The organism is Rickettsia sp. 109562A South Dakota, assembly GCF_055791265.1.
In genome coordinates, this window is the sequence record NZ_CM147703.1 from 644,909 (window position 1) to 658,822 (window position 13,914).

Here is a 13,914-nt window from a genome sequence, read left to right on the forward strand (position 1 = left end):
TTTTAAGTTGTTTTTATGGATATCGTAGTCAAGCCACGGTATGACACGGTAAGCTTTTTCGGTCCCCAAAAGAATGACATAAGAGCCATACAATAATGCTTATTACTCGTCTCTTACTACTAAAACTGATATATCTGAATGGCGGACGATTGTAGAAGCATTAGGTCCAAGCATATAATCTTTTAATTGCAGTCTAACTGTAACTGCAGAGATTATTATTAAATCGGCTTTAATTTCATGAGAGTGCTTAATTATTTCATCATAAACGGCACCGCTACCTATATAATAATCTGTTTCAATTTCATCGGGAATATACTGTTTGATAAGCTCTTTAACTTGGGCTTGATACTTTGCTTTTTTCTCCGTTCTCCAATTTTTAGGTAAATAATCTTCAAACATTTTCGTACCGAATTCAGGAATTACATACATAAAATGTAATTTCGCTTGAAAGGCAGTAGCAAGCATTAAAGCCTTAGCAAGAATGCCTTTTATAGATTTTTTATCATTTAAATCTATAGGTATAAGTATATTTTTAAATATAATATTTTCAGACATAAGATATTGTTAGTGTTTGTTCCTTACTGTATCATGTTTTGGTAGAACAAAATTTTTAGTATCGGCAAAATAGTTAATGTCAAGGTTATTTAATAAGTAATTAGAAAGTTTAAAATTTGCTACGTTTCTATGAAAAGCTCCGATAAATTTATCTAAAATATCACGATTCGCATCATCTCTAGTTACTAGAATTGCCGATACTTTTACTGTAGTTTGATCATCGGTAATCCCTGGATATAAGCTCTTGTGAAGTATAGTTTTATGAAAAGCTCTATTTTGTTTTACTAATTCTGCTAATTTTATCATTTTCAATTGAAACGAAATCAACTTCACACTTATTAGCTATTAAATTTACTAAGGGGTTAGAGTGTCCAACCATCATTATTATAGCATCTATTTCCTTATTACAGAATTTATCAATAGAATCTTCATAATTCATGTGTAGCTCTTCAGGTTTTTTAGAAAATTTATATAAAGAACGTACAGCATCATAAGTAATATTACTACCGGAAAATGCCGGACCATTAGTTATTTTTTTTCCGTCAATATCAGCAAAAACTTTTATTTTATCCTCATCTTTTACAATAACCGTAAAAAATTCATCATGTAGATTAAGCACCTGACGTAAATTTTGCATTTTTTCTTGATCGTGATAATAACCTATACCCTCATATGCTTCTACTGCAATATTGGCCTGCACTAAGGCTAAATCAATTTTACCTTGTTGTAATAATTTTAAATTTTCTATACTGCCGTTTGTTGCAACAACTTCACATTTAATATGTTCATTATTTTTTATCATCATTTGTAATAGTCTTGCATAAATCAAGTCCAATAGCCATAATATCCTTTTAAAATAGAGCCGGTACCGATTTTAACGACTTTTGGAGCAGCATAAATATTACTGCAAATAAGAAATATGCTAATAATAGTAGTATATAACGCTAATTTAAAATTGTTCATAAACCTAATTCGGATTATTTTCGGTGTTTTGGTCTTCTTTATGTTCGCCAAGTTTTAGTTCCAATAAATTAATTGAACCGATATTTATTCCTTTATCTGAAAACTCAATATCAAACTTAGCTTTCTCTATATTGTTATATGCCAAATTCGTATCATTTTGATCTATATTTAAATCCTCGTCGGAAGCTTTATTAATTGCCTTAGCAATAATTGTTTTAATTATTTTTTTAGAAAAAATAATATTATTCGGTAATAATTTATCAACTATGGAATTATAATTTTCCAGCTCAAAATATAGTTTTCCTTCCGGTAATTTATTGGCAAAGAATTGTAAAGCACCGTTTAAATTAACTTTAGAATCATTATCACAAGTAAAAATAAATCTTTCTATATTAAAATTTTGTAAAATAGCTGAATCTTCCCCATCTTCAGCAAATTTTAAAGAGGCAGCAATATCTAAATTAGCATTTTTAAAATTCAAAATATCTTTTTCTGAATCATAATTCATATTTAAAAATAAGGATATATTTTCCTCACTTGCTAAATTCTGGTTTCTTATAAGCAATGCTAAATCATTAATTTTAAAGATTTCTTGATTATCTTTAAATATCGATAATGCTTTATTATTTAACTGAATTGATTTTAATACCTCTTTTAAATTATCATCCTTTGATATTTTATATAAAGGTTTATTAAATTTTCCTATACCCTTTATGTCATCATCGCTGCGTACATCATAGGTAAATGTTTTGTCGCCGTAATTATCGACCTCTCTAATAAAAGGACCGAAATTAAGAGCGGCTCTTTTAGTACTAAAAGCTATATTTAGGACAATATTTTCGCTAGTAAATTCTTTAGAATTTACATGATCAATTAATTTTACTTTAGGATCCATTACGGTAATTTTCCAATTAAAAGGATAACCTGAAAACTTAACCACATTATAAGAGATTTTAAGATTATCGGATTCAGAATTTTTAATTAAACTTACAACGTTATTTTTTATAGTATATGCAATTGCAAACCATATTATAGTAAAGGCTAAAAACACAAAAAGAAGTATTTTACGTATCACTTTTTTAATCCATTATAATTTTATATTACGAGTAGCGGAAGGAAGGCGTACTTTTATGCCGTCTAATTCTTCGGTTAAAATAATTTGACATCCTAATCTAGAAGTATCCGTAAGACCGAAGGCTAAGTCAAGCATATCTTCTTCTGCTTCCGTAGTTTTTTTTAATTTGTTGTAAAATTCTTCTTCTAAAATAACGTGACAAGTAGCACAAGCAAGCGATCCTTCACAAGCTCCCTCAAGGTCTATATCGTTACTATGGGCGATTTCTAAAATAGAAAGCCCTATGGGTGCTTCTACTGTTTTTTCTTCTCCATCATTTATAATAAATGTTACTTTTATTTTTCTTGACATTCTTCTTATTTTTCCTTATCTAAATTAATTCGATTATATATAAAATTTTATATATAACTGAGGCTATTTAATTTGATTGATATTTTTGCCTTTTAGCAAATCATTAATTATTATATTAAACTTTGTATCCATAGATTTTTTTATTTTGGATTTAAAATCTTTAATAGAATTATTAATTAAGCTCCGATCTCTAGCACGTGCGGCTTCTTTTATATTATCTAATAAAGAATTAATTATAGATATCTCACTTTCCGATAATAAAGTTGTTAATTCTGCTATAGCACGTTCTATGTTAAAGATTAAAGCCTCTGCTTCAATTACTGCTTCTTGTAATAATCTTGTAGTATAATCTATTTCAGCATTTTTATAAGCGTTTTCTAGCATAATATCAATCTCCGTTTTATCAATACCGTGATTTGGTTTTACTTCTATAGTATGTGATGTATTACTGATTTTCTCATAAGCAGAAACGGATAATATACCGTCTGCGTCAATAGCAAAAGTAACTTCGGCTCTAATATCGCCTGCTTTCATCGGAGGTAATCCGTTTAACTCAAATCTTGCAAGGCTGCGGCAATCTACAGCCATTTCACGTTCACCCTGCAATATATGAAATTGTATACCGGTTTGATTGTCGGCATAAGTCGTAAATTCTTTTACTACCGAAATAGGAATCGGAGTATTACGCATGATGATTTTTTCAACTATACCGCCATATAATTCCATGCCCAGCGATAAAGGTACTATATCAATCAATAATGAATTTGTATGGGGTGTTATTAAATTTTCTGCTTGTAATGCAGCCCCCCATACAACTGCTTTGTCAGGATCGATATCTGATAGAATATCTACTTTAAATGCTTTATATAATTCATTTTTTATTAAAGAAATGCGGGTTGCACCGCCTGCTAAAATAACTCCATCTATATTTGGATTGCCTGCTTGTTCTAAACACTCTTTGGCTATATTGATAGTACGTTCTATTAAAGGTAAAATTAATAGTTCTAATGTTTGCTTATTAAGTGATATAATATCATTATTAAAACTATCTTTATATGTTAAAGTTTCTTTTGCTTTTTTTGCAAGTTGTAAAGTATCTATAGAATCAGGTAAATCAAATTTATTACAAAGATATTGTGTAATTACTATATCTATATCGTCACCGCCAAGCATATTATCGCCGTTTGTTGCTATAACTTGAAAAATACCTTCTTGTATATTAAGAATAGATACATCAAAAGTGCCGCCGCCTAGGTCATATACTAAATAACAACCGCTTTGATTAGACTCCTTAGGAAGCTCTACTTCTAGAGGTAATTTGTGCGTCAATCCGCTGCTCGCATCCTCATGTACTCCTTTGTACGTTGCGGTGCTGTGCTGCGTGTTTCCTACAAATTCCTCTCTATAAGAGAGCTTCCTAAGGAGTCTATTTTTATTTAAGCCGTAAGCATAGGCAGCAGCAGTAGGTTCGGCAATTAGCCTTAATACTTCAAGACCTGCTATTTTAGCCGCAAGCATTACTTCGCCTCTTGCTGCATCGTTAAAATGTGCAGGTACCGTTATAACTGCTTTAGTTATATTAGTCTTTAATTGCTTCTCTGCTTGATTTTTTAGATAAATCAAAACTTCTGCTGCAATTTCAGGGATTCGCATCCTTTTATTGGCAAAATTTAGCTTAGGTTTATCACTATTTATATCTAGATAATCTTTAACTAACGAAAAAAGTACGGGCGTATTTAGAATTTCTTTTAATGTTTTCCCGAATAGTCTTTTAATGGAACGCAATCCGTTATTATTACCTATCGTAAAATTTTCGTCTGTAAATTCTATAGTAGTCGGAATTAATTCTTTATCATCTATAGTCTTAATAACTTGAACTTTTCTATTAGTTGAAATAGCTATTAATGAGTTAGTAGTGCCAAAATCGATACCGACTGCTATTTGCCGTTCTTGCTTAAAATCAGTTTGCTCCGGTTCCTTAATTTCTATTATTTGCATGATTTTATTTTTTCTTGCAGCTTATTAAGCAATGTTCCAATATATTTAAGTTTGCTAGTTTTTATAGTCGCATCTGATAGATTTTGTGCTTCAAAAGCTTGTTTTAAAGAATCAATTTCGAGCTTTTCCATTAATTCATATTTATCTTTTATTTTTGCTAGATCACTAAATATGGTAGTATTTTCAATTATTTCCATTTCATCCCAAAATATGCTTAACTCTAGGCTAGAAAGTAGAGTGCGTGCCTTTTCGTCATTCAAGTTTATATTTTGCAAAAGCAGCATATATTCGGCACGTTTTAAGGCATCTTTAAGAGTAGAGTAAGCTTTATTTAATGCAGCCGCAATAATTAGATTTTGTTCCTTGTCTTGCAAAGTTTTTGCTTTATCGGGATGATATTTTACCTGCATAGCAAAATATTGCTTTTCTAGTATCTTAAGATCAATATCGTAATCTTGCTGTAGCCCTAATAATTGAAAATAATTTTGCACTTTTACTTTTTTATAATTCTAAGTTATTTTAGGTTTTGTTGCATAGTTTTTAAAAAACGACTAATGTCATTCCCGCCTACGCGGGGGCATGACATCGCTCCATGCAACGACGCCAATTTTTCAAACTAAACGAGTATACATTAAAAATTAAAAAAATACAATTATGGAAGTAGACTTATTACAGTATGAGAAGAAATATCAGGAGTATATTGTAGCAGGTATAGATGAAGCAGGTAGAGGACCGCTCGCAGGTCCGGTAGTAGTTAGCGCCGTTGTAATAGATAACACAAATATTATCCCAGGTATTAAAGATTCTAAAAAGCTTTCTAAAAGGAAAAGAGAATTATTATATGAGCAAATAACTAGTAATTATGCTTGGTCAACCGCTATTATTTCCCATACCGAAATTGATGAGATTAATATATTAGAAGCAACTAAAAAAGCTTGTTCTATTGCTGCGGCAAATCTTACTATTAAACCGGAAATAGTTTTAGTTGACGGTAATATGCAGTTTAATGACAAGAGATTTGTTAGTATAGTTAACGGTGATAATTTATCGTTATCGATTGCAGCGGCTTCTATTGTTGCAAAAGTTACTAGGGATCGTTTGATGTTAGATTTAAGCACTGAATTTCCACAATATTTATGGCACAAAAATTCCGGCTACGGTACCAAAGAACATATCGAAGCTATTAATACGCACGGCTTATCACCGTATCATAGGAAAAGCTTTAGGTATACTCGTTTAATTTGAAAAATTGGTGTCGTTGCTTCTCGCTTTTGATCCTCACCTAGGTCAAACTACGCTGCGGTCAAAAGCTTCGAATCACCTTGCTCTTTTCCAAATTAAACTTCGTTTACTTCTGCTCTCTTGACATTAAATAAAAATATTAGCTCAATTCCAACGCCGCCTCTTCTAGAGTTTTTAGCTGATCACGAAGTTTTGCGGCTTGTTCAAATTCAAGATTACTTGCAGCTTTAAGCATTTCTTTTTTTAATTTGTCAATATGAGCTTTTAGTTTAGCAGGGTTATCAAATAAAGTATGAGCTTGTTTTTTATCAAGCTTACTATCGATTTTCTCAAGTTCCGTTAAAGCGTGAATAGCACGGTTGATGGTTTTTGGAATTATGCCGTGTTTTTCATTATATTCCTGTTGAATCTGTCGTCTACGCGTCGTTTCACTAACGGCTTTATCAATAGATTTAGTCATTTTATCGGCATAAAGTATTACTCTGCCCTCGCTATTTCGTGCAGCTCTTCCGATCGTTTGTATTAACGATACTTCCGATCGTAAAAACCCTTCCTTGTCAGCATCAAGTATGGCTACTAAACCGCATTCAGGGAGATCGAGACCCTCACGAAGCAAATTAATACCTACTAAAATATCGATAGTACCTTGCCTTAAATCTCTTAATATTTCAATACGCTCAAGTGTATGAACGTTAGAATGTAAATAAGAGGTTTTATATTTTAGTTCCTGCAAATAGGTAGTTAAATCTTCTGCCATTTTTTTTGTTAAGGTGGTGACTAAAACACGCAAACCTTTAGCGATAGTGTTTTGAATCTCGCTAATTAAATCCTCAACTTGGTTAGTAGCAGGCTTTATAATGCATTCAGGATCAAGCAGTCCCGTAGGTCTGATAATTAATTCTACTACGAGGCCGCCGGTTTCTTCTAACTCGAATGGTCCCGGAGTTGCAGATACAAAAACGGTTTGCGGTCTAAATTTTTCCCATTCTTCAAATTTTAAAGGTCTATTATCAAGAGCAGAAGGCAGACGAAACCCATGCTCTACCAACACTTCTTTCCTTGCTCGATCGCCGTTATACATCGCTCTAATTTGTGGTACGGATACGTGGCTTTCATCAACAAATAATAACGCATCTTTCGGTAGATACTCAAATAACGTCGGCGGTGGCTCACCGGCGTTACGCCCTGTAAAGAATCTCGAATAATTTTCAACGCCTTTACAGCTACCGGTTTCGGTTAACATTTCAAGATCGTATTGAGTACGTTGATTTAGTCTTTGGGTTTCAAGTAGTTTATCTTGTGACTTTAAGAATTCTAAGCGTTTTTGTAACTCCTCCTCAATGCCTGATATGGCTTTATTTACTGTTTCTTGCGGCATCACGAAATGTGAATTACCAAAGACCATAGCTTTATCGAGCTTAGCAAGTTTTTCGCCTGTTAGGGGATCAAATTCATGTATATATTCGAGTTCATTGCCAAAAAACGATAAACGCCAAGCTTTATCGCTATAATGTGAGGGAAAAATATCGATATTATCACCTTTAACCCGAAAACAGCCACGTTCAAACCCAATATCGTTACGCTCATATTGCAGATTTACCAAATCATTTAGTAGTGTATCACGAGGGTAGCTTTTACCTGATTCTAAATTAACCGTCATTTGGTAATATAAATCAGGAGAGCCAAGCCCGTAAATACATGAAACGGAAGAAACTACTATAACGTCACGTCTTTCTAATAGCGATCTTGTAGCGGAATGACGCATTAAATCAATCTGCTCGTTAATTGATGAGTCTTTTTCTATAAAAGTATCGGTGCGTGCTATATAAGCTTCGGGCTGATAATAATCATAATATGAGACAAAATACTCAACGGCATTTTTCGGGAAAATCGACTTCATTTCTGAATAAATTTGAGCCGCTAAAGTTTTATTATGTGCCATAATAAGAGTAGGGCGATTCGTTCTTGCAATAATATTCGCCATAGTAAAAGTCTTACCTGATCCCGTAATACCGAGCAACATTTGAGAACGTTTCTTGCTATTTAATCCTGCTATAATTTCATCTATTGCTTTTGGCTGATCGCCTGCCGGTTTATATTCTGAGATAATAGAAAGATTATTCATGCATTTTTACTTGCTTTAAAAACTATAGTTTAAGATAATATATTAAAATCTAACAAAAAAATATAACATTATGAATAAAACTATATTACATACGATCATTATTTATACTCTCGCTAGTTGTCCTTATTGTATAAAAGCTAAAGCGTTGCTTGATAAGAAAGAGGTGGTTTATGAGGAAATTGAAGTAAGTAATTTTACTCAGGAAGAGAAAGAAAAATTAATTAAGAAAGCCGGTGGCAGCAGAACCGTCCCGCAGATATTTATAGATAATATTCATATAGGTGGTAATGATGATTTACAGAAGCTTAATGAAGAAGGCAGGCTTGATAAGTTGTTAGAAGGACAGCCGAAGAAGACTCCGCCTGCTGCCGGGGGGGGGAGGAAGTAAAAGAGCTAGTTCTATGTCATTCCCGCGTAAGCATTGTTGCGTGGATCGAAAAACGCGTTCGATGTCATAATGTGGCTTGACCACGGTATCCAAAAAACAACTTAAAATACTAATAATTTTAGTATTTTTAACTGGATCTAGCTCACAAGTCGCAGGATGAAAGGGGTGGAATCGATCCACGCAACAATGCCTTCCCGCGTAGGCGGGAATCCAGAAAAAATAAATAATAAAAATGTATTGGGTATATATATTGTGTTCTGATCGCAATGGTACTTTGTATATTGGTATTACTAATAATATATTACGCCGTACTTATGAACATAAGCAAAAAGCAGTTAAGGGATTTACGGCAAAATATGATGTTATAAAGCTTGTTTATACAGAAGGATTTGCTGATATTAAAGAAGCTTTTGCTAGAGAAAAAGCATTAAAGAAGTGGAATCGTAGTTGGAAAATAAAATTAATAGAAAAACTCAATCCTGATTGGGAAGATTTAGGTAAGTATTTTTCTGGATTCCCGCCTACGCGGGAATGACATCGAGTCACACCTACAAGCTTCCTGGATGACAAAGCCATACAAATTTACAAAAACCTCAATAGCAATGTTCAAAAACAACAATCACAAAAATTCATTCTATCTACTTCTTCCTTATTTATGGTCGAAGGATTTTGATATTAGGTTACGTATTGTTACCTCTCTTATTTGTCTAGTCATAGCTAAAATAATCAATATTTTTGTTCCGATTGTTTATAAATATATAATAGACGGATTAAATGAAAACTTTGCTCTTTCGGTTATTATTGGGATTATTTTTGCATATGGCGGTACTAAAATACTTGTCCAAATTTTCAGTGAGCTGCGAAATATCATTTTTTCAAAAGTAGGGCATCAGGCGACTCGCTTAGTTGCTCTAAATGTCTTTAAACATATGCATAATTTAAGTATGCGTTTTCATATTACCCGAAAAACAGGAGGCTTAAGTAGATCAATAGAGCGTGGTACTAAAGGTATTGAAGCGGTGCTGCGGTATTCACTATTTAATATTTTCCCGACAAGCGTAGAAATCGTACTTGTAAGCGGGATGTTATGGTATGTTTACGGTATATGGTTTGCCGTGACTATTTTAATAACAATGATAGTTTATGTTGGTTATACTTTCCTAATTAGCATTTGGAGGATTTCATTTGCAAGGGAAATGAACCAAAGCGACAACACTGCCAATAATAGGGCAATCGATAGTTTGTTGAATTTTGAAACCGTTAAATATTTTGGTAATGAAGAATATGAGGCAGTGAAATTTAATGAGGCTTTACAAACTTATGAAAGATCAGCCACTAAAACTACTAACAGTCTATCGATTTTAAATATCGGGCAGGATGTTATTATATCCTTAGGGCTTGTTTCTTTAATGATACTTTCGGCAAATGCTATTAACCAAAATAAAATGACCGTCGGTGATTTAATAATGGTTAATACTTACCTATTTCAATTATCAATTCCACTTTCAATACTTGGCTTTGCTTATAGAGAAATTAAGAACGCTCTAGTTAGTATGGAAGATATGTTTAAGCTGCTTGATATACCGGCAGAAGTGCAGGATGCTGTGAACGCTAAGGAGCTAATTATCTCAAAAGGTGAGGTTAGTTTCGATAATGTTAGCTTCGCTTATAATCAGGAATGTCCGATTTTGCATAATATAAGCTTTACGATCGGAAGCGGCAAAACCTTAGCAGTAGTCGGTAGTAGCGGGGCAGGTAAATCAACTATCTCACGCTTGCTTTTTAGGTTTTACGATATTAGTAGCGGTAGTATTACTATAGACGATCAAGATATAAGAGAAGTTACGCAACAATCGCTTCGTAAATGTATCGGAATTGTCCCGCAAGATACGGTATTGTTTAACGATACGATATATTACAATATCGCATACGGTAATAATGCAGCAAGCTTCGATGAAGTTATAGCAGCCTCAAAAAATGCCCATATTCATGAGTTTATTAGCATGCTACCCGAAGGCTATGATACGCAGGTAGGCGAGAGAGGATTAAAGCTTTCGGGCGGTGAGAAACAACGTATAGCGATAGCAAGAACAATCCTAAAAAATCCGGCAATATATGTTTTTGACGAAGCAACTAGCTCGCTTGATACTAAAATCGAAAAGCTAATTCAAGCAAGCCTTAAAGAAATCTTGGCACACCATACTACCCTGATCATCGCTCATAGATTATCAACTATTATTGATGCAGATGAAATTATTGTTTTAGATAGTGGCTATATAGTAGAGCGAGGCAACCATAAAAGCTTGCTACAGCACAAAGGCTATTACGCAGAACTTTGGTATAAACAGCAGGAGGAAAAACAAAATAATAGTTAATATATTTACTTTTATTAATTTTGTTATATAATGCTTTTCCAATTATAATTAAAATAGGAAATAAATTATGATGAGACAAAATATTAGAAATAATGCCGATATAGAGGCTACAGCAAACCAAAATTTGATTGCTGTTTCAGCAGGGGATACTATTACTGCTGGTGGTTCAGTAGCAATTCCTGCTATTGCTAGTCCAATCCTAAATGTAGGAATGATTATTGACTCTACAAGTACTGATTTACCAATAGCTAGAGTTAGTGGTATTAATTTACCTATAGCCGGTTTAGTTAGTTCAGAAACAACAAACACAAATTCAACAAATTATACCGATATTGGTGCTGTTAATATTAGTTCACAAGATGCAGCTCTTAGCTTGGCATATATGTTAGCTAATACTATGACATCGAGAGCAGTTCCTAAGTCTGCTTCTAATAATCAAAATAGAATAGATATTCTTATACCGGCTGATCAGGAAGCTACTATTATTAGAACTAAGAATTTTAATAAAGCAATAAGAATTAATGGTATAAAAATTAGTAAAGAAGAGATTAGTAAAATAAGTCCAGGTCAAAAAGTATTAGTTAAAGCTGATTCTCAAGGGAATATAACTGCTAAGTTTGAAGTAGTATTATTAAAAGATTTTTCTGCTTATTCATGCGTTCCTAAAGATTATCATAACCATAGTGATTAAGGTAATAACGGAGGAGAAGGATTCGGTATATTGATTGGTGATTCTAATCCTAGCCTTATAGAGGCTTGTTAGTTTAATCTAATATAGATGTTGTTGCTAGGCTGCCGATGCCATTCGCACTTAAGGTTCGCTTGTATGGGATACCCGAGTCGTCATTGCGAGCGGGCATTGTTACGTGGATCGAAAAACGTGTTCGGTGTCATACCGTGGCTTGACCACGGTATCCAGCAAAACAACTTATAATGCTAATAATTTTAGTATTTTTACTGGATCCCGCGATCAAGTCGTGGGATGACACTGAAAAAACTGATCCACGCGGGAATGACATTAAGGGCATTTTCCGATCCATGCAACAAACCTCCGCAATAGCCAATTGACTTTTTAAAAAAATTGATTAAAATCTTCCGCAAGAATAGCGGCAACGTTATTCCGGGGTTTCAAAGCCCTTTGTCACAGATGGTTAGCATTATCCATTTAAAAAATGCTCCTCAACTTTGTCATGGTTGGGGTGATTTTAGCTATGTTCAAGGTTTAAAGTGTATGCTTTAACCTAAAAGCTATTATAACTGTTCTGTGACGGTTCTTTGAACGCCCCGACCACCAGAGGTGACACTTCGGTGGTTGAAACTTGAGCAATTTAAGTTTAATCAATCGGGAGCAACTGCATGTCCAATCAAAATAAAAAGCCCATATCTGAACTCGTAGCAGAGTTTACTTCAAAAGAAAATTTAGAAAATCTCAAAGCTGAGATAGCAGATTTACTAGAAAGACCTTTAAAAAAAAGAGATATTGATGCAATAGAGAAACGTTTAGCAGAACTAGAAGAGATATTTGGTAATGGTTAGCTGTGATTCTATGCCACTCCTGCGATAGGCTTACTTGTGTGAATCGAAAAACGAGTTCAGTGTCATCTAGTTGTTTGACCACGGTATCCAAAATAACAACTTACAGCACTAATAATTTTAGTATTTTTAACTGGATCTAGCTCACAAGTTGCGGGATGACAATCAGAAAATCGATTCACGCAACAACGCTGATCAAGTCATGGCATGACACAGTTCTTTTTATAATTATTTTAATACTTCAACAGAATGCTTATGGCATGCTTTTATTATATTTTTGTCGAAAGTGGCTATTTTGGCATTTAGCCTTATAGCAAGTTCTAGGTAAGAAGCATCATAGGTAGATAATTTATTTTGTATAGCTAGTTCATTAATAAAATACAAAGATTCAGGCATACATGAGAATTTATCAATATAAATTAGCAAATTCTGAATAGTTTCTAAATATTCTTGATAATCTTCTAGCTTAATTCTTTTTCTGCTTATAGCAGATAATAAAACATTATTACATTCGAGATAAAATATCGCAGGTGCACATATCTTATATAAGTGATATTGTATCTCAAGTTGATTTTCTTCAGGCAAAATCGAAGACATAACTATAGAGCAGTCAACTACTAAATTCATTTATGTCCTTCATTTTTCATTTCAATAATATCCTGAAAACTGCCCAGTGGAACACGTTCTTTTAAATTTTGTAGCCCAATAAAAGCTTCTTCTATTTTATTTTGATAATATTTTTTAAACGGCATTATAATAGCGATTTCTTTACCTCGATTTGTTATACAAATTTCTTCCCCTTTTTTAACAATTTCAGATAAATGGGTTTTAGCTTCAAAGATTCCGATAGTTTTCATATTTTTAGTAAACTAGATTAATATACTAGTTTATTCTTTCTAGTGAATTTGTTAAGCTATTCTTATTCTATGACTTCTCCTAGCTTATCTACTTTATTTTCAAATTCAGTACTACATTCTGAAAGAATATAGCCGTTATTATCTTGGATATTCTTATCGATGCCATGATATTGAAGTAGTATTTTTATTATTTCCTTATTACCTTTTTCATAAGCATGATGCAGAGCTGTTTTACCGTTAATATCTTGCTCGTTTACGTCACATTTTCTATGTAAATATATTCTTACGTTTGAAATATTATCTTCTTCAACTGCTGCATGTAAAGGCGGTAATTGCTTAAACTTTTCTATTTTAATTCTTGCTTTATTTTCAAAAAAATTTTCTAAAATTTTCAACATAAGACGCTATTTTAAATTATATGCGCGTCTTAATAACATATTATACTTAATAAA

At 33.0% G+C, this 13,914-nt stretch carries 15 protein-coding genes and 1 pseudogene; 6 read left to right on the forward strand and 10 right to left on the reverse strand.

Features of this window, described 5'->3' with window-relative positions:
* Positions 1-102: 102 nt before the first annotated feature.
* The 6 genes and pseudogenes from ACIAS7_RS03555 to hscB all read right to left on the reverse strand — a co-directional run bounded on the left by ACIAS7_RS03555 (position 103) and on the right by hscB (position 5,433).
* On the reverse strand, positions 103-555 hold the full coding sequence (locus ACIAS7_RS03555) for a universal stress protein (protein WP_473198222.1): 453 nt from the start codon (positions 553-555) through the stop codon (positions 103-105).
* A gap of 9 nt (positions 556-564) precedes the next feature.
* A pseudogene (locus tag ACIAS7_RS03560) lies at positions 565-1,518 on the reverse strand (TAXI family TRAP transporter solute-binding subunit).
* 4 nt (positions 1,519-1,522) lie between these two features.
* Positions 1,523-2,593 (reverse strand): RP198 family tick cell line-upregulated protein, encoded by a 1,071-nt coding sequence (locus ACIAS7_RS03565; protein WP_473198223.1) that lies wholly within the window; start codon positions 2,591-2,593, stop codon positions 1,523-1,525.
* A 12-nt stretch (positions 2,594-2,605) separates the two neighbouring features.
* A complete protein-coding gene (locus tag ACIAS7_RS03570) occupies positions 2,606-2,944 on the reverse strand; it encodes a ferredoxin family 2Fe-2S iron-sulfur cluster binding protein (protein ID WP_473198224.1) in 339 nt (112 codons plus the stop codon).
* A 63-nt stretch (positions 2,945-3,007) separates the two neighbouring features.
* A complete protein-coding gene (gene hscA / locus ACIAS7_RS03575; RefSeq protein ID WP_473198225.1) occupies positions 3,008-4,942 on the reverse strand; it encodes a Fe-S protein assembly chaperone HscA in 1,935 nt (644 codons plus the stop codon).
* A complete protein-coding gene (gene hscB / locus ACIAS7_RS03580) occupies positions 4,933-5,433 on the reverse strand; it encodes a Fe-S protein assembly co-chaperone HscB (protein WP_473198226.1) in 501 nt (166 codons plus the stop codon). Before hscB ends, hscA begins: the two co-directional genes overlap by 10 nt.
* A 163-nt stretch (positions 5,434-5,596) precedes the next feature.
* Between hscB and ACIAS7_RS03585 the strand changes: the two genes are divergently transcribed.
* Positions 5,597-6,187 carry a ribonuclease HII gene (locus tag ACIAS7_RS03585; RefSeq protein WP_473198227.1) on the forward strand — a complete coding sequence of 197 codons (591 nt, stop codon included), beginning with the start codon at positions 5,597-5,599 and terminating at the stop codon, positions 6,185-6,187.
* Between the two features lie 136 nt (positions 6,188-6,323).
* Here ACIAS7_RS03585 and uvrB read toward each other — a convergent pair whose 3' ends face one another.
* Positions 6,324-8,309, reverse strand: a complete 1,986-nt coding sequence (uvrB, locus tag ACIAS7_RS03590) for an excinuclease ABC subunit UvrB (RefSeq protein WP_473198228.1) — start codon at positions 8,307-8,309, stop codon at positions 6,324-6,326.
* Positions 8,310-8,379: 70 nt separating this feature from the next.
* On the opposite strand from uvrB, the gene grxC reads away from it, so the two are divergent.
* The 5 genes from grxC (at position 8,380) to ACIAS7_RS03615 (ending at position 12,608) form a co-directional block, all read left to right on the forward strand.
* The gene (gene grxC, locus ACIAS7_RS03595; protein ID WP_473198229.1) at positions 8,380-8,697 is read left to right on the forward strand and encodes a glutaredoxin 3; all 318 of its coding nucleotides are present in this window, start codon (positions 8,380-8,382) and stop codon (positions 8,695-8,697) included.
* Positions 8,698-8,929: 232 nt separating this feature from the next.
* Positions 8,930-9,232, forward strand: coding sequence for a GIY-YIG nuclease family protein (locus tag ACIAS7_RS03600; RefSeq protein WP_473198230.1), 303 nt, complete (start codon positions 8,930-8,932; stop codon positions 9,230-9,232).
* A 67-nt stretch (positions 9,233-9,299) separates the two neighbouring features.
* Entirely contained in the window at positions 9,300-11,072 is a 1,773-nt protein-coding gene (locus ACIAS7_RS03605; protein WP_473199404.1) for an ABCB family ABC transporter ATP-binding protein/permease, read from the forward strand.
* A gap of 67 nt (positions 11,073-11,139) precedes the next feature.
* Positions 11,140-11,763, forward strand: a complete 624-nt coding sequence (locus ACIAS7_RS03610; protein WP_473198231.1) for a hypothetical protein — start codon at positions 11,140-11,142, stop codon at positions 11,761-11,763.
* A 665-nt stretch (positions 11,764-12,428) separates the two neighbouring features.
* Positions 12,429-12,608 (forward strand): hypothetical protein, encoded by a 180-nt coding sequence (locus ACIAS7_RS03615; protein ID WP_473198232.1) that lies wholly within the window; start codon positions 12,429-12,431, stop codon positions 12,606-12,608.
* Positions 12,609-12,833: 225 nt separating this feature from the next.
* On the opposite strand, the gene ACIAS7_RS03620 is transcribed toward ACIAS7_RS03615, so the two are convergent.
* From ACIAS7_RS03620 to ACIAS7_RS03630, 3 genes are all read right to left on the reverse strand, one after another.
* Positions 12,834-13,232, reverse strand: coding sequence for a type II toxin-antitoxin system VapC family toxin (locus tag ACIAS7_RS03620; protein ID WP_473198233.1), 399 nt, complete (start codon positions 13,230-13,232; stop codon positions 12,834-12,836).
* Positions 13,229-13,462 carry a type II toxin-antitoxin system Phd/YefM family antitoxin gene (locus ACIAS7_RS03625; RefSeq protein WP_473198234.1) on the reverse strand — a complete coding sequence of 78 codons (234 nt, stop codon included), beginning with the start codon at positions 13,460-13,462 and terminating at the stop codon, positions 13,229-13,231. Before ACIAS7_RS03625 ends, ACIAS7_RS03620 begins: the two co-directional genes overlap by 4 nt.
* Before the next feature lie 62 nt (positions 13,463-13,524).
* A complete protein-coding gene (locus ACIAS7_RS03630) occupies positions 13,525-13,860 on the reverse strand; it encodes an ankyrin repeat domain-containing protein (protein ID WP_473198235.1) in 336 nt (111 codons plus the stop codon).
* Positions 13,861-13,914 lie beyond the last annotated feature (54 nt).